This is a genomic window from Saprospira grandis str. Lewin (assembly GCF_000250635.1).
Taxonomy (GTDB): Bacteria; Bacteroidota; Bacteroidia; order Chitinophagales; family Saprospiraceae; genus Saprospira; species Saprospira grandis.
The window spans coordinates 3,279,241-3,295,208 of sequence record NC_016940.1 but is presented as its reverse complement, the minus strand read 5'-3'; the positions used below and the strand labels follow the sequence as shown (position 1 = coordinate 3,295,208).

10 protein-coding genes are annotated in these 15,968 nt (G+C 49.0%); 9 read left to right on the top strand and 1 reads right to left on the bottom strand.

Annotated elements, in window-relative coordinates; all coding sequences use genetic code 11:
- Window positions 1–62 precede the first annotated feature (62 nt).
- From SGRA_RS14530 to gcvP, 9 genes are all read left to right on the top strand, one after another.
- Window positions 63–2,204 carry an HD family phosphohydrolase gene (locus SGRA_RS14530; RefSeq protein WP_015693517.1) on the top strand — a complete coding sequence of 714 codons (2,142 nt, stop codon included), beginning with the start codon at window positions 63–65 and terminating at the stop codon, window positions 2,202–2,204.
- A 2-nt stretch (window positions 2,205–2,206) separates the two neighbouring features.
- Window positions 2,207–2,710, top strand: coding sequence for a GNAT family N-acetyltransferase (locus SGRA_RS14525; protein WP_015693516.1), 504 nt, complete (start codon window positions 2,207–2,209; stop codon window positions 2,708–2,710).
- 14 nt (window positions 2,711–2,724) lie between these two features.
- A complete protein-coding gene (surE, locus tag SGRA_RS14520; protein WP_015693515.1) occupies window positions 2,725–3,495 on the top strand; it encodes a 5'/3'-nucleotidase SurE in 771 nt (256 codons plus the stop codon).
- A 3-nt stretch (window positions 3,496–3,498) separates the two neighbouring features.
- Window positions 3,499–3,804 (top strand): hypothetical protein, encoded by a 306-nt coding sequence (locus SGRA_RS14515; protein ID WP_041329683.1) that lies wholly within the window; start codon window positions 3,499–3,501, stop codon window positions 3,802–3,804.
- Between the two features lie 369 nt (window positions 3,805–4,173).
- Window positions 4,174–5,553 carry a cytochrome c peroxidase gene (locus SGRA_RS14510; RefSeq protein ID WP_015693513.1) on the top strand — a complete coding sequence of 460 codons (1,380 nt, stop codon included), beginning with the start codon at window positions 4,174–4,176 and terminating at the stop codon, window positions 5,551–5,553.
- A 21-nt stretch (window positions 5,554–5,574) separates the two neighbouring features.
- Window positions 5,575–5,982, top strand: a complete 408-nt coding sequence (locus tag SGRA_RS14505) for a hypothetical protein (RefSeq protein ID WP_015693512.1) — start codon at window positions 5,575–5,577, stop codon at window positions 5,980–5,982.
- A gap of 202 nt (window positions 5,983–6,184) precedes the next feature.
- Entirely contained in the window at window positions 6,185–6,808 is a 624-nt protein-coding gene (locus tag SGRA_RS14500) for a DUF1573 domain-containing protein (protein ID WP_015693511.1), read from the top strand.
- 161 nt (window positions 6,809–6,969) lie between these two features.
- The gene (locus tag SGRA_RS14495) at window positions 6,970–8,772 is read left to right on the top strand and encodes an ABC transporter ATP-binding protein (RefSeq protein WP_015693510.1); all 1,803 of its coding nucleotides are present in this window, start codon (window positions 6,970–6,972) and stop codon (window positions 8,770–8,772) included.
- A gap of 1,274 nt (window positions 8,773–10,046) precedes the next feature.
- Entirely contained in the window at window positions 10,047–12,974 is a 2,928-nt protein-coding gene (gene gcvP / locus SGRA_RS14485) for an aminomethyl-transferring glycine dehydrogenase (protein ID WP_015693508.1), read from the top strand.
- A 227-nt stretch (window positions 12,975–13,201) separates the two neighbouring features.
- On the opposite strand, the gene SGRA_RS14480 is transcribed toward gcvP, so the two are convergent.
- Window positions 13,202–15,712, bottom strand: coding sequence for a CHAT domain-containing protein (locus SGRA_RS14480; RefSeq protein WP_015693507.1), 2,511 nt, complete (start codon window positions 15,710–15,712; stop codon window positions 13,202–13,204).
- Window positions 15,713–15,968 lie beyond the last annotated feature (256 nt).

The window sequence follows — 15,968 nt, the reverse complement described above, 5'->3', positions numbered from 1 at the left end:
CAGAAGAGCCCACAGCAAAGCCATTGAATCTTTGTATTTTGGCCAGACTGCAAAAAACAATTATGAAAAAGAAAAATGCGATACAGCAATACCTACAAACCATTCCGCATATTGTGCGCTATGTTTTGTTGGGGGCTTTAGTTTTATTTATTAGCCTCTTTTTCCCCAACAACATCCGTTTGGATTATAACTTTGAGCCGGGAGAAAGTTGGCGTTATGAGGACCTCAGAGCACCTTTTGCCTTTCCGATTAAGAAATCGGAAACCCTATTGGCCCAAGAAAAGGAATATTTGGCCAAAGACTTCATGCCTTATTATCGCTTGAATGCGGCCTTGGGCCAAAAGCAAATTGCTAGCTTTGAAACGGCTTTTGCCCAGCGCTACCAGCAATTGAATGATAGCATTCGGGCCCTAATAGATAGTAGTCAGGCCCAAGATTTGGGGCAAGGCCTGCTGGCCAAAACCTATGAACAGCACATTATTGAGTTGGCCAGCCAGCATCAGGCAGAGGGCAAAGAATTGCAATTTCGCCTCATTGAGCAGCAAGTAGAATTGGGCGAGCATCAGGCCCTCGACTTCCTTTCGCAGCGAGAGGCCGCCCAGATTGTGGTCGATAGCTTGGGGAAACTGCCCCAAAGTTCGGAGCAAACCGAGCTCCTTTTGGCCCTATTAGACAGTTTGATGGCCCAGGCAGACATCAACTACGACGCCTCCTTGACCGCCAAAAACAAAGCCTTGGCCATTGATAATGTCTCGCTGACCAGAGGGATGGTCAAGGCGGGCGAGCTAATCATTAGACGAAATGAATTGGTAGATTCTACGGCTTATGCCAAGCTGATTTCCTACAAAGAAAAATATGACCAAGAGATCAACCAGCATAAAAACGGCTTTTTGATTTATTTGGGCTACCTGCTCTTGACCTTGGCCCTGATTGCTATTTTTAGTATTTTCATGCGGACCTATTCGCCGGAGCTCTTTAACAACAACCAGCATTTGAGCCTGATTTTGGTCTTTATTGGAGGCTACTCTTATCTTTCTTTTGCGGTAGACCAACTGCCAGAATTGAGCTCCTATCTGATTCCCTTTTGCATTGTGCCTATTGTCATCAAGAACTTCTTTTCGGCTCAGATGGCGCTCTTTACGCATATTGTGATCATTCTGATTGCGAGTATGCTGCTTTCTTTGGACTATCAATTTATTTTGGTCCAGATTATTGTGGGCATGGTAGCCGTATTGACCAAGCGCAAAACCCGTTATTTGACTGACTTCTTTTTTGCGGTCCTTTATATTGGGATTGCCTATGCGGGCTGTTATTTGGGGCTAGAGCTCATTCACAAAGGCGCCTTTTCGCCTGTTTTGGCCGAAGATGGTCGCTTGATTGAAGAGGGCGTAGAATGGGGTAACTTGGGTTGGATTAGCTTTAACGTCTTTTTGACCCTACTCACCTACCCTTTGATTCCCTTGCTAGAACGCATCTTTGGGCTTATCTCTGAAATCACTTTGGTAGAACTTTCGGACCTCAACAAGCCCTTGCTCAAAGAGCTATCGCTCAAAGCGCCAGGCACCATGCAACACTCCTTACAGGTGGCCAACTTGGCCGAGGCAGCTTGCTCGGAAGTAGGTGGGAACGCCCTACTCGTCAAGGTTGGGGCCCTTTATCACGATATTGGCAAAATGCTCAATCCGCCTTACTTTATAGAGAACCAAAACCAATATAATCCGCATGAGGAATTGACTTATAAAGAAAGTGCGGCTATGATTATTGGGCATGTGACCGAGGGCGTTAAGTTGGCCAGAAAATACCGTTTACCTCGGGCTTTAGTTGATTTTATTGCCACGCATCACGGCAGCACAAGAGTAGAATATTTCTATCGGATGTACCAAAAGGAAAATCCTGACTTAGAAGTAGACCCGGCCGATTTCAGCTACCCTGGACCAGCCCCCAGAAATAAAGAAGAGGCCATATTGATGTTGGCCGACTCTATTGAGGCGGCATCCAAAAGCTTAAAAAATCCTACGGGTCAAGATATTGACCAATTGGTCGATAAAATTGTCAAGTTCAAATTAGAGCTGGGCCAATTGCAAAACACAAACATTACCTTTAAAGAACTCGATCAAATTAAGGCGGTATTCAAGAAAATGCTTCGCAGCATTCAGCATGTGCGCATTGAGTACCCCGAAGAACAGAAAAAGAAATCTGAATAACTATGGGCTATATTATCCGTGCCATGAAACCCCAAGATGCCAAGGCCTTTATTGAGCTATTGCAAACCACCGATGCCGAGAGTAACTTTATGTTGCAAGAGCCTGGCGAGCGGCAAATGAACAGCTTTCAGCTACGCATGGCGGTTGCTACGGGCATTCATCGCATCTTTTTGGCGGTAGAAGAAGAAAGCGGCCGTTTCATTGGCCATATTGCGGGCAGCTTCCCCTATGGTCGGGGCGAGCGCATTAAGCACGCTATGCATATTGGCATCTCGGTCCTCAAAGAATTTTGGGGCCAAGGGCTAGGCAACACCCTCTTTGCCGCCCTAGAAGATTGGGCCCAAGAAAACGGCATCCATCGCCTCGAGCTCACCGTCATGACCCATAACGAAAGAGGGGTCGCCCTTTACAAAAAACGAGGCTTTGAAATAGAAGGCACCAAAAAACATTCGGCCAGAGTCAATGGCGAGTACATTGACGAATATCTAATGGCTAAACTCTTTTAAACGCTACCTAAATTATGTCGCTAAACATATTAGTTACCAATGACGACGGCCTAAGCGCCCCGGGCATCCGCGCCCTAGTAGAAGTGGCCCAAGAATTTGGGCAGGTCTATGTAGTGGCCCCCGATAGTCCGCAATCTGGACAAGGGCATGCCATTACCCTAGAACACCCCCTCCGCCTCAAAGAACAACGCATTTTTGGCCCTAATATCCCCGCCTATGCCTGCTCGGGCACCCCAGTAGATTGTGTCAAATTGGCCAAGCATGTTTTGCTCAAAAATGAAGATATTGACCTCTGTGTTTCGGGCATCAACCATGGCTCCAATGCCTCGATCAATATCATTTACTCCGGCACCATGTCGGCCGCCATGGAGGCTTCCGTAGAAGGGATTCCCTCTATCGGTTTTTCCTTGCTCGACTATAGCATTGAGGCCGATTTTTCGGCCGCAAAAATCTATGCCCGCAAGATTATTAAGCAGGTCCTAGAACAAGGCCTAAAAGAAACCCTTCTCCTTAATGTCAATATCCCCAAACTACCCGCCGATGCCATCAAAGGCATTAAGGTTTGCCATCAGGCAGAGGGGCATTGGGCCGAAGACTTTTTGGAAAATACCGACCCCATGGGCCGCACTTACTACTGGCTCACGGGCAAGTTTACCCTAGCCAAAGAAGACGAAAATGCCGACGTCTGCGCCCTAGAAAATGGCTACGTTTCGGTGGTGCCTTCTATGCACGACCTCACGGCCTATCCCGCTCTAAATCATCTCAAATTTCTGGAAGAAGTATAAGCTATGCAACTGTTTAAAGATCAATTGGTATATGGCTTGGCTTGGGGACTCATTACGCCCCTGATTAGCTTTGCCCTCGTCTTTGCCATCAATAAAATTCTACTACAATCTGGAGTCCTGGACACCTATGCCACGGCTTGGCCAGGCTTTAAGGACAGCACGCTCCACCTGATTGCGATCTGCGGCAACTTGATTCCCGTGGCCATAGCCAACCGCCGCCGATTCGATGAGTTTACCCGAGGCATTATGTTGCCCACGGTTATCCTGGCCTTTATCTGGATGTTCTATCACAATCCACTCAATATCTAGGATTTGGGGCTGCCCCGCCCTACGGGCGGGTCGGGCTGTATCGCAGCTCGCAGGCCTGCTCGGCCCTGCGCCGCCTCTGGCGGCTGGGTCTGGCCCTTCGGGCCACTGCTGCCCATCCCTCAGCCGGCTGGCGCTGCGCGCCCGAGCTCGACAAAAAGGCCAATTTGGCCCAAAAAAGCAGGCCGTTGTTCTTCAGGAACAACGGCCTGCCTGCGTCTAGTCACTAAGGCTTGGACCTCAATTTAAAATTTATCTAGCTAGAAAATACTATCAAAAAGACTTAAGTTGTTAAAGAAATGTTTAAACCTTTGTCCATCAGTACTGTCCTAAAGCCCTTAAACGCTTTCTTTCCCCTTTACTCCACAACTTATGCGATTATCCTTTGTTTTTGCAGCAGCCTTAATGGCCCTGGTGCTTGGCGCTAGCACTATTGACTTAGACCAGCTAGACAACTACGCCAATCAAGCTGTTCCCGCTTATATTCAGCTAGACAATTTGCCCGCAGGCCAACAGATGAGTGATGCGGTGGCTACTTTAGGCCGTGTTTTATTTTATGATAAGGCACTCTCGGCCAACAGCACAATTTCTTGTGGGAGCTGCCACAAGCAGGCCTTTGCCTTTGGCGATACGGCCAAACAATCTTTAGGCTTAGATGGTGGGCTCACGGGCCGCCACTCTATGCGCCTCATCAATGCCCGCTTTGCCGAGGAGGTAAAATTCTTTTGGGATAAACGTGCCCTGAGCTTAGCCGAGCAGACCACACACCCCATTCAGGACCATCTAGAGATGGGTTTTTCGGGCAGCAATGGACAGCCTGATTTAGATTCTCTTATTCGCCGCCTTAGTGCACTCCCTCGCTACCAACAACTCTTCACCTTTGTTTATGGCGACACCATTGTTACAGAGGCGCGTATGCAGGAAGCCCTCTCTCAGTTTGTGCGCTCTATCCAATCTTTTGATAGCCGTTTTGACCAAGGGCTGGCCCAAGCCAATGGCAACATCAATCAGAACTTTGGTAATTTTACGGCCCAAGAAAACCAAGGGAAGCTGCTCTTTATTGATCCCCCCACTATTGGTGGAGCGGGCTGCCAAGGTTGCCACCGCGCCCCCGAATTTGATATTGACCCGGCGACCAACAACAATGGCATCATTGCTACTGCAGATGGCTCAGGCATAGATCTGACAAATACCCGGGCGCCTTCTTTGCGGGATATTGTTAATCCTCAGGGGCAGCTCAATGGTCCCTTGATGCACAATGGGAACATTACAAATCTACAGCAATTGATTAACCACTATAATGCGGTTCCTCAAAACCCCAACAATACCAATTTGGATGCTCGCTTGACAGGCGCTGGAGGACAGCTAAACTTGACGCAGGCCCAAAAAGATGCCCTAGCCGCCTTTTTGGCTACCCTTTCTGGCAGTAATGTCTATACCGACCCCAAATGGTCCGATCCCTTTGTTGGCGGCCTAAGCATCATTCAGTCTACGGCAGTGGCCCAGATGGAAAATGCCCTAGAGTTACGCCCCTACCCCAATCCGAGCAGCAATTTGGTCCAGCTAGACTTGCCCGAGGGCCCCTGCCAAATCAGCATTTATAATATGGCGGGGCAGCTTATGCAGCGGCAAGAGAGTGAATCGGCCCAAATCCAGCTTAACATTTCAGATTTGCCAGCGGGCTCCTACCTCCTAGAGGTTCGTCAGTGGCTAAAAGGTCGCCGTGGCCTTAGTCGAATACAAAAAATCTAAGCGATTGCTTACCTTTGGTCCATGATTCGCTTTTTTCTTATCTTTTTGATTAGCATTTTGGGCCAAAACTGCAGCTTGTACCTACAGCGCTACGCCCATTTTTCGGCAGTATTGGCTTCGGCCGCTCCGAGCTTGGGCTTAGCGCTTTTTTTGTTTTTATGGCCCTATCCCTTGGATGATTTTTGGCTAGAAGAGTTGCCTCTTATTTTTTTTGGGGCTAGTTTTGCGGGCATGTCGCAGGGGCATCGTTTGCCCAATTTGCCCAGCCAATTGGTTTCGGCCCTCATTTTTGCGGCCCTCTTTTTTGCCCAGAGTCAATTTTTTAAGGGCTATGGGGGGGCCTTGGGCACATCGGCCTGTATTGCGGTTTTGGGTAGTATGGCCCTGCAAGAACTTTATGCCTATGGCAAAAAGAAATGGAATCCTTAGTTTTTTTATTTTTGGCCTTTATTCGGTCTAGCAGCGGGCGAAGCCCGCGCAGGCTGAGGGATGGACAGCAGTGGCCGAAGGCCAGACCTAGGCGGCGGAGCCGCCGCAGGGCCGAGCGAACAGCGAGCTGCGAAACAGCCCGACCCGGCCGCAGGCCGGGGCAGCCCCAATTCAATCATATCATTTAAAACCTAGTTATATCATGAGATTTCAGCAAATGAAACTGCTTCTGCTTTGTCTACTGCTTAGTACTCTGGGCAGCAGCCTAATGGCCCAATCGAAAAAAGAGTTATTGGCCCGAATTGAAAAGCTAGAACAAGAGAGCCTGAACCAACTGCGGATGTTGGAGCAACAGGCCGGCCTACAAGAGGCCCTAAACAACAGCATTGCCCGCCAAGATTCTATGATGGCTAGGCTGTTGGCCCTAGAAAGCTTGACGAAAAAGATGAATCGGGAGCTGCTCTTGAAAGAGGAGAAGATTGCGGCTTTGGAGCAGGCGATTCCCCGCCCAAAAATGGAATTTGTACAAACGGTCTATGATTTTGGCGAGCTAGAAGCGGGGCAAAAAGTAGAGTTTGAATTTGAGTTTCAGAATACGGGCAATATGCCCCTGCAAATTTTTAGTGCCAAAGGGAGCTGTGGTTGTATTGTGCCCGAATATCCAAAAAAGGCCTTAGAAACGGCCGAAAGGGGCAAAATTAAGGTCGTGTTTAATAGCAAAGGCAAAAAAGGCCTGCAGCGAAAAACCATCACGCTCAAAACAAATCTGCCTCAAGAAAAGGTAGAGCTATTGATTTTGGCGGATGTAAAAGCGCCGAAGGAGTAAAGGCAAGGGCAAAACAACAATAGTTGTTTTGCCCTTTTTTGGACCAAAAAATGACATAAATATGGAGATTTTAGCCAACCCTTCCTCCCGCTTATTGTTGAAAAAACTGTTACTTTTGCGCCTTAACAGCCTATTTTTGGGCCAGTAAGAAGAAATGAACAATGTCTAAACAAGATGATCAGGCCCCAAAAGGGCGAAAAAAACTCAAAAAAGATGGGCTCAAGCGGGCCTTCAAACTACTTGCTTATATCAAGCCCTACCGTTTTGCTTTTGGGCTTTCGCTCATTTTGCTCATGCTGGGTAGCTCTGTCTTTTTGGTTTTCCCTTGGGCTGCTGGAGAGCTACTCGCTATTGCCGACCCCGACCGAGAGGCGGCCTATGGCCTCACCTTTAATAGTATTGGTTGGTTGCTTTTGGCCTTGCTGCTTTCTCAGGCTAGCTTTTCTTATATCCGCACCCTGCTCATTACCTATGTGAGTGAAAAATCGATGGCCGATATTCGGAAAGACCTATACAGCCAATTGATTCGGCAGCCGATCCACTTTTTTGAGCAGCGCCGAGTGGGCGAGCTATCTAGCCGGGCCACCACTGATGTACAACAACTACAAGATGCCATCTCGATTACCTTGGCCGAATTTATTCGGCAGCTGATTATCTTGATTGGCGGCTTGAGTTTTATTGCCGTTATTGCTCCCAAGCTGACCTTAATTATGCTGGGGACCTTTCCGGTGGTCATTATCATTGCGATGGTCTTTGGTCGATACATTCGCAAACTGTCTAAAAACCGCCAAGATGAATTGGCCGCGACCAATGTGATTTTAGACGAAACGCTTTCGGCCATTGCGGTGGTCAAGGCCTTTACCTCTGAATGGTTTGAGCGGAAGCGCTACGGCCGCTCGGTAGATAATGTGGTGCAGATTTCCCTGCGTTTTGCTCGAGTTCGTGGACTTTTCATTGCCTTTATTATTGCGGTCCTTTTTGGGGCTATCTTCTTCATTCTTTGGATTGGAGCGAGCATGATTGACGAGGCAGACCCCAACGGATTTCACTCTGATGACTTTGTCCAGTTTATTACCTATACAGCTCTTTTGGGCGGTTCGCTCTTTAGTTTGGGGAACTTCTACGAGCAGTTGGTGCGGGCCGTGGGGGCCTCGGAGCGCATTCTAGATATTTTGGAGCAAGATACCGAGATAGCCGCTGAGGCGCCAGAGGGCGAGCTTCGACTTCAGGGAAATATCCGCTTTGAGCAGCTAGCGTTTAGCTATCCTTCTCGGCCTGATATTCAGGTGCTCAAAAATATCAACTTTGAGTTGGCCGCAGGCGAAAAAGTGGCCCTAGTGGGTAGTTCTGGAGCCGGAAAATCGACTATTGTGCAGCTTTTGCTGCGCTACTACCAACAACAGCAGGGAAAAATCCTGATTGATGGCCAAGATATTAGTGGCTATAACCTGAGCCAATTGCGTCAGAATATGGCCATTGTGCCTCAGGAAGTGATGATGTTTGGTGGAACAATTCGAGAAAATATTGCCTACGGAAAGCTAAACGCCAGCGAGGAAGAGCTCATTGAAGCGGCCCAAAAGGCCAATGCTTGGGAGTTCATCCAGCAGTTTCCGGAGGGCTTAGATACTATTGTGGGCGAAAGGGGGATCACGCTTTCGGGCGGGCAGCGCCAACGGATTGCCATTGCTCGGGCTATTCTCAAGGACCCTAAAATTTTGCTTTTGGATGAGGCCACCTCGGCCCTAGATGCCGAATCTGAGCGGCTGGTCCAGGATGCCCTCAACACCCTCATGCAGGGCCGCAGCTCAATCATTATTGCCCACCGCTTGGCCACTATTCGAGAGGTGGACCGCATTTATGTGTTAGAACATGGCGAGATCATTGAGCAGGGGAACCACCAAGAGCTCAGCCAAAAAGAAGATGGGGTTTATCAACAGCTGGCCAAGTTACAGTTTGAGCATTAAGCCTTAGCGAAAAGCCATTCCTAGTTGTAGGGATGGCTTTTTTTTATTGTTTTTTTGGGGCCTGCCGCCTTCGGCGGCCGGGCCCTTTCAGGGCTCGCAGGTCTGCTCGGCCCTGCGTCGCCTTCGGCTCCTTGGTCTGCGGCTGCGCCGCCCCCTTTCAGGCCCCTAGGCCTGCGGCCCTTCGGGCCTGTAGGACGAATTTTTCGGAGACTGTTTGAAATTTTGTGTCTGCCCTTTTTGCTGCCTACTATATATTCCTCTCCTAAAATTTATAGAAACCCTAGGGCCAAGGCCCTAGGCTAACTAAAAAATTGCCATCCCCTCATTCGAGGGGATTTTCTCTTTTCCTAGGCCCTATCAGCAAACAAGGGCTTTAGCCCGCTAGGGGACAAGCCCCTAGGCGACTATTGGCCAAATCCTAGCCAGCTAAGGCCCAAATTTCATTCTGATACACAAAATCCTGAACAGTCCCTAAAAAAAGCTAGTAGCGTCTTAGCTTGAGCTAACTAAAAGCTAGGTCGAGCTAGGAACAGCTGAGGTCGAGCTAACTAAAAGCTAGGTTGAGCTAGGAACAGCTAAGGTCGAGCTAACAAAAAGCTAGGTTGAGCTAGAAATACCTAAGGTCGAGCTAGCAAAAAGCTAGGTCGAGCTAGGAATACCTAAGGTCGAGCTAACAAAAAGCTAGGTCGAGCTAGGAACAGCTGAGGTCGAGCTAACTAAAAGCTAGGTCGAGCTAGGAATACCTGAAGTCGAGCTAACTAAAAGCTAGGTCGAGCTAGGAATATCTGAGGTCGAGCTAACAAAAAGCTAGGTCGAGCTAGCAAAATCCTAGCTTGAGCTAACAAAAAGCTAGCTCATTAGCCTTTAGCGATAAGTTCATTAAGTCAGCACTTTAACTTATTGGTAACAATTGGGCCTTTAGGGGGTTTAGCAGGCGGCGAAGCCGCCGCAGGCCCAGCGCTGCGGAGGGGTGGCCGAAGGCCAGACCGAGCTGGCGAAGCCAGCGAAGGGCCGAACAGACCTGTGAGCCCCGCAGCATAGCGGCGGCCAGCCTTGCTGGCCGCGGGCCCCAAAAAAGGAAAAACATTGTGTAGATAAATCTGTTTTTTAGGGCAAAGCGGTTTAGAATCTAGTCTAAAAAATTTAGCTTTGTGGCACAGCTAACCGTTCTTACCCTTTGACTACTTAAGCAGTTAAAAACCAAAGAAGTAGTAAGTATCAACTCAACTCTTTAAAAAAGGCAAAATTTTATTTTGCTCAAAAGCTAAACGCCGATGTCTATTTTCCAGCATCCCGATCGTTTTGTGCAGCGTCATATTGGACCAAATGCAACAGAGCTTCAAGATATGTTGAAGCAAATTGGCCTTCCGTCTTTAGAGGCCCTTATTGCGGAGACTATCCCTGAAAACATTAGAAGAGCAACGCCCTTGCAACTGCCTGCGGCCCTTTCTGAATCGGACTATTTGGCCGAGCTCAAAGAAATCGCCGCCAAAAACAAGCTATACAAAAGCTATATTGGTCAGGGCTATTATCATACGCTGACGCCCAATGTCATTTTGCGTAACATCTTTGAGAATCCGGGATGGTATACCCAGTATACCCCCTATCAGGCGGAGATTGCCCAGGGGCGTTTGGAGGCTTTGCTCAACTATCAGACGATGGTCAGTGATTTGACGGCTTTGCCCGTAGCCAATGCCTCTTTATTGGATGAAGCCACTGCTGCGGCCGAGGCCATGACGATGTTTTATGGAATTAAGAATCGGAAAAACAAGAAAAATCCAGCCAACCAACTTTTGGTTAGCCGAGAAATTTATCCACAGACTCTAGACGTACTCAAGACCAGAGCCGAGCCTTTGGGGATAGAAATTGCCGTGGCCGATCCGGAGCGCATGCGCTTTAAGGAGCCCAAAATCTTTGCGATTTTGTTGCAATACCCCAACTCTAGAGGAGAAGTGAAGGACCTTCGGGCCACAGTAGAACGAGCCAAAGCTGCGGGTATTTATGTTATTGTAACCGCCGATTTGATGAGCCTCGCCTTATTAAAAGCCCCTGGAGAATGGGGTGCCGATGCCGTAGTGGGCAATACGCAGCGCTTTGGGGTGCCTATGGGTTTTGGTGGACCTCATGCTGCTTATTTTGCGACCAAAGAGGAGTTTGTCCGTCAGATTCCGGGCCGTATTATTGGAATGTCTTTGGACCAAAAAGGGCAGCCCGCTTTGCGGATGGCCCTACAAACCAGAGAGCAGCATATTCGCCGAGATAAGGCCACCTCTAATATCTGTACCGCCCAGGCTTTGTTGGCCATTATGGCGAGTATGTATGCCGTTTATCACGGACCTGATGGCATTCGCAAAATTGCCCAGAATATCCATCGACATGCGCAGCTTTTGGAGGCCGAGTTGAGCCGTTTGGGCTTTCAGCAACTAAACAAAGCCTATTTTGATACCTTGCGAATTGATGTCTTGGAAAAGGCCGAGCAGGATAAGCTGCGGGAATTGGCTTTGGCCCAAGAAATCAACTTGTTTTATGATCTGGGCCGTTATGTGCAAATTTCGGTAGACGAAAGCACAAAATTGACAGACATTGCCCAATTGGTTAATCTATTTGCCCAACTCAAGGGACAAAAATTGGAGGCTACAGCCGAGCAATTGGCCGAACGTTATGCAGCTGCTTTTGCCTCGCCTAAAATTCCTGAACAGCTCCAAAGAGAAAGCGATTATTTGCAGCATCCCGTCTTTAATAGCTATCAGTCAGAGAGCCAGATGATGCGTTATATCAAGCGCTTGGAAAATAAAGATTTGTCTTTGGTCCACTCTATGATTTCTTTGGGATCATGTACCATGAAATTGAATGCGGCCAGCGAATTGATTCCCGTTTCTTGGCCCGCCTTTAGTCAGATGCACCCTTTTGCACCCTTAGATCAGGCGGAGGGCTATCTGCAAATCTTTGATGAATTGGAGCGTTATTTATCTGACATTACTGGATTTACCGCCTGTTCGCTACAGTCTAACTCTGGTGCGCAGGGAGAATACAGCGGTTTGCTCAGCATTCGGGCCTATCATTTGGCCCATGAGCAATCGCAGCGCAACATTGCCTTGATTCCCTCTTCGGCCCATGGCACCAACCCCGCCTCTGCGGTAATGGCTGGCATGAAGGTCGTGGTGGTAAAATGCGATGAAAAGGGCAATATTGATGTGGAGGACCTCCATAAAAAGGCCGACAAATATAAGGATCAGCTCTCTTGCCTAATGGTTACTTATCCCTCTACGCATGGGGTATTTGAGACGGCCATTCAGGAGATTTGCCAAAAGATTCACGATTGCGGCGGGCTGGTCTATATGGATGGGGCCAATATGAATGCGCAGGTGGGCCTAACGGCTCCAGGCCTCATTGGCGCCGATGTTTGCCATTTGAACCTGCACAAAACCTTTGCGATTCCGCATGGGGGCGGTGGACCTGGCATGGGCCCCATCTGCGTCAATGATAAGCTTAAGCCTTTCTTGCCCAAGCACTATATTTCTGATCAGGTAGGTGGAGTCCAGGGCACCAAAGCGGTGGCTGCAGCCCCCTGGGGATCGGCTAGTATTTTGCTCATTTCTTATGGCTACATCCGTATGTTGGGGGCGCAGGGTTGTACCGATGCCACGGCCTATGCGATTCTAACCGCCAACTACATCAAGGCCCGTTTGGAGCAAGATTATGATGTATTGTATACTGGCGAAAAAGGTCGGGCAGCTCATGAATTGATCATTGATTTGCGCAAATTTAAGCAGTTGCATGTTTCTGCAGAAGATGTGGCCAAGCGCCTCATCGATTATGGCTTTCATGCCCCTACCCTTTCCTTCCCGGTGGCGGGTACCATCATGATTGAGCCCACCGAATCGGAAGATAAGGCTGAGCTAGACCGCTTTTGCGATGCGCTTTTGCAAATCCGCCGAGAGATTGATGAAATTGCCAGCGGTGCCGCTAGTACAGAAGATAATGTCTTAATCAATTCGCCGCATACTATTCACGAGCTCAGTGCCGATGAATGGAGCCATAGCTACTCCAGAAGCAAAGCCGCTTATCCCCTCCCCTTTGTGCGGGAGAATAAATTTTGGGCCTCTGTGCATCGGGTCAATGGCGCCTATGGCGACAAAAACCTGATTTGTACTTGTCCCCCGCTCAGCAGCTATGAAAATGAAGCAGAATGCGAGGCTTAATGGCTAAAGCATAGCCTTAAATTAGATAGAGCAGATACGGTTAAAGGTATCTGCTCTTTTTTTATGGTTTTGGGGCGTTACTCCTTTCAGTCGTCGAACTGCGGCTTGCAGCCTTGTTGTCGCCTCCCTTCGGTCGTCGGCGCTACGGTTACTCCCTTGGGTCGTCGAACTGCGGACTAAAGGCTTTGTTGTGGCCTGCGGCGGCTTCGCCGCCTGTCCCCTGCAAACTAGCGCAACAACTGAAAAGCGGCCCAATAATAAGGGTGGGCATAGCGTCCTTTTTCTTTTTTCATCAGGGCCAACTGGGCTTTTCGCAGAGCGATGGGGGGCGAATCTCCTGCGAGATAAGCCTCATAAAACAGCTCCATAAAAAGGGCGGTAACTTGGTCATTCACGCTCCAGCGGCTGCCCATAAAATAGTCTACTCCCGCTTGCTGAAAAGCGGTGGGCAGGCCGAGCAGGCCCTCTTGGCTGCTCGTTTGTCCTAGGGCCGTTTGGCAGGCAGAAAGGACCAACAGTTCGCAGCCTTCTAGCTCTAGGCTGAGTAAATCAAGGGCTGTGAGAATACCGTCGGCCTCGGCCATAGAGCTGCTAGCGGGGCCTTGCCAGCTCAGGTTGGCCCCGGCAAAGACCAAACCCGAGCGCATCAGGGCTTGTTCTTCTTCTTGGATCAATTGTTTTTCTAGGCTGAGTTGTCGGCTGCTTTCTTCAAAGAAAATTCCGCCTTCATCGCCTTCTTTTGGGCGTTCAAAAAAGTAGGCATGAGTGGCCAGATGAATCAGGCGAAAACGCTTTTCTTGCAGCAGTTTTAAAAAGTGTACTTCATTGGCCGAGCCGCTGGTCAATTTATCAGTTTCCCAGGCGGCATTATATAGGGCCACTTCTAAATCCTCTACTTCTTCTAGGCTAGCGGGCAGGGGATCCCAAGGCAGCCAGGGGCTACGCTTGGGTTTGCGGCCAAAATCCACGCCCCCCATTAAAAAGGCTTGTTTGCTGACATAAGCTTGGGGCTGTTTTTTTAATTTATGAAAGCTACTATAATAATGCAGTTCATAATCTTCTATGAGGTAACGTTCATTATGGCTTTGCAGAATGGCTTCAAAAGAAAGCGGCTGCAAGATGGCGGGCAATTGGAAATGCAGGCAGTTTTTATCTGCTAGATGTGGGCGCAGGGGTTGCCAAAGCTTTTTATCTAACAATTGGCTTAGTCCGGGAATAGACAAATAGCTGCGGTTAATATCCTTTATTGTTTTGAGTCTAAATATATCTGATAAGACAGATGCTATGGCTTCTTCGGTACAGAGCTCTTGCCAAATGAGCAGGCTATCTTGGCTAAAGATCAGGGCCGCAAATTTAGCCTCGCTTAGCCAAGCTTGGCCATTATGGTCTTGATAGTGTAAAATATTGATGGCCATTTCGGTACTATCTAATTGGGCTTGTAGTTGTTCTAGGGTATAATTTTGAGCTAAAAAGGGAATATCATTTTGGCGAAGGGCAGCCTTTAGTTCTTTTTCTACTGCTTTTACCGCTGCTTTTTGTTCGGCTTGTTGGAAGCGGTGGGCCGCCTTTTTTTTACTGAGGCGATAGCTATGTGCCAGCTTTTCTACGGCTTCGGCCCAATCCATTTTGAGGTCTATTAAATGGGGCGACCTTAGGGCTTTTAGGGCTTGTCTAAAGGCGGTGGCCTCCTCTTGGCCCCTAGCTTGGGCGGCTAATTGGAGTTGGGCCAAACATTTGAGCCATTTTTGTTGGGGATGTCTGCTCACCCAAGCGGTAAAGCGGTTAATTTCGGGGGCTAAGCTTTGTTGGAGCCGCAAAAACTCTTGGTAGCTAGTATATTGGGCCAATTCATCAATCTCTTGGATCAGGCTTTGGATATAAAGCTGCATGAGCGTTTCGCTTTGGTCCAATTGGCCTTGACTTTCATAGAAATAGGCTATTTCTCCGGCTAGGCTGAGTGTGAGCGGATGATCCTGGCCCAAATTCTTTTTTCGATTTTGGTAGAGTTGTTCATAGCGTTTTTTGGCCAGGCTGGTTTTTCCCATTTTCCAGGCATTTTGGGCCAGGGCGGCCTTTAGGACTTCGCTTTGGTAGGCGGTAGTGGGGCCAGTAAGAGCTAGGGCTTCTTGGAACAGTCTTTCGGCCTTTTGGCCCTCCTTATTTTTTTGGGCCAAGATAGCGGCGGCATAGCGCCATTGGAGATTTTCTGTTAGGGGGATATTTTTTTGCTGCAAAATTTTGTCATAAATTCGCTGAGCGGCCCTCAACTGTCCTTTCAGCTGATAGACCTCGGCCAATTGGGCTAGGAGCTGCAGGCGGTCGAGGCTAGGCGGGCCGAGCAAGGGCGGGAGTTGTTCTTGGGCCTGCATCAGAAAGAGCTCGGCGGCTTCATATTGGCCATCAAGCTGTTCTAGGCGGGCCAATTGCTTATAGAGCAATTGGCTTGAACCCAAGCGGAAGCCCGCTTGTTCATTTAGTTGTAGGGCTAGGGCGCCATACTGTCGGGCTTGCTCGATATGGCCCAATTCAAAATGCAGTTCAAACAGCAGCAGCAGGCTATTGTAGTGGGCCGAATTGGCTTGATCTTTAGCGGCATTAAGGGCTTTGTGGGCGAGAAAAAAAGCTTGTTTTTCTTGGCCCAAACTCCATTTTTGCCGAGCTTGTTGCTGTAGGTCCTCTACTTGGCCCCAAAGGCCAAAAGGGAGAAAAAAGAAAACAAAAGGGAATAGTAATTTCATAGGCGATTTGCTGTAATTGGAGAAAGCAGGCGGCGAAGCCGCCGCAGGCCTAGCGATGTGGAGCAGTGCGGCGCAGCCGCAGACCAAGGCCGTCAGGCCGCAGGGCCGAGCGAACAGCGAGCTGCGAAACGTAGCGCCGACGACCGAAGGGAGGCGGAGGCCCCACAAAAACAGCAGCGAGCTGCGACAACAAGGACTTTAGTCCGCAGTTCGACGACTGAAGGGAGTAAACGTAGCGCCGCAAGGCGAAGCCGCA

What these genes read in the sequence shown, in the direction of transcription:
- SGRA_RS14515 (WP_041329683.1), top strand. Translation starts at nt 3,499, where the DNA reads ATGCAACTGTTTAAAGATCAATTGGTATATGGCTTGGCTTGGGGACTC.
- SGRA_RS14480 (WP_015693507.1), bottom strand. Translation starts at nt 15,712, where the DNA reads ATGAAATTACTATTCCCTTTTGTTTTCTTTTTTCTCCCTTTTGGCCTT.
- gcvP (WP_015693508.1), top strand. Translation starts at nt 10,047, where the DNA reads ATGTCTATTTTCCAGCATCCCGATCGTTTTGTGCAGCGTCATATTGGA.
- SGRA_RS14510 (WP_015693513.1), top strand. Translation starts at nt 4,174, where the DNA reads ATGCGATTATCCTTTGTTTTTGCAGCAGCCTTAATGGCCCTGGTGCTT.
- SGRA_RS14525 (WP_015693516.1), top strand. Translation starts at nt 2,207, where the DNA reads ATGGGCTATATTATCCGTGCCATGAAACCCCAAGATGCCAAGGCCTTT.
- SGRA_RS14530 (WP_015693517.1), top strand. Translation starts at nt 63, where the DNA reads ATGAAAAAGAAAAATGCGATACAGCAATACCTACAAACCATTCCGCAT.
- SGRA_RS14495 (WP_015693510.1), top strand. Translation starts at nt 6,970, where the DNA reads ATGTCTAAACAAGATGATCAGGCCCCAAAAGGGCGAAAAAAACTCAAA.
- SGRA_RS14500 (WP_015693511.1), top strand. Translation starts at nt 6,185, where the DNA reads ATGAGATTTCAGCAAATGAAACTGCTTCTGCTTTGTCTACTGCTTAGT.
- surE (WP_015693515.1), top strand. Translation starts at nt 2,725, where the DNA reads ATGTCGCTAAACATATTAGTTACCAATGACGACGGCCTAAGCGCCCCG.
- SGRA_RS14505 (WP_015693512.1), top strand. Translation starts at nt 5,575, where the DNA reads ATGATTCGCTTTTTTCTTATCTTTTTGATTAGCATTTTGGGCCAAAAC.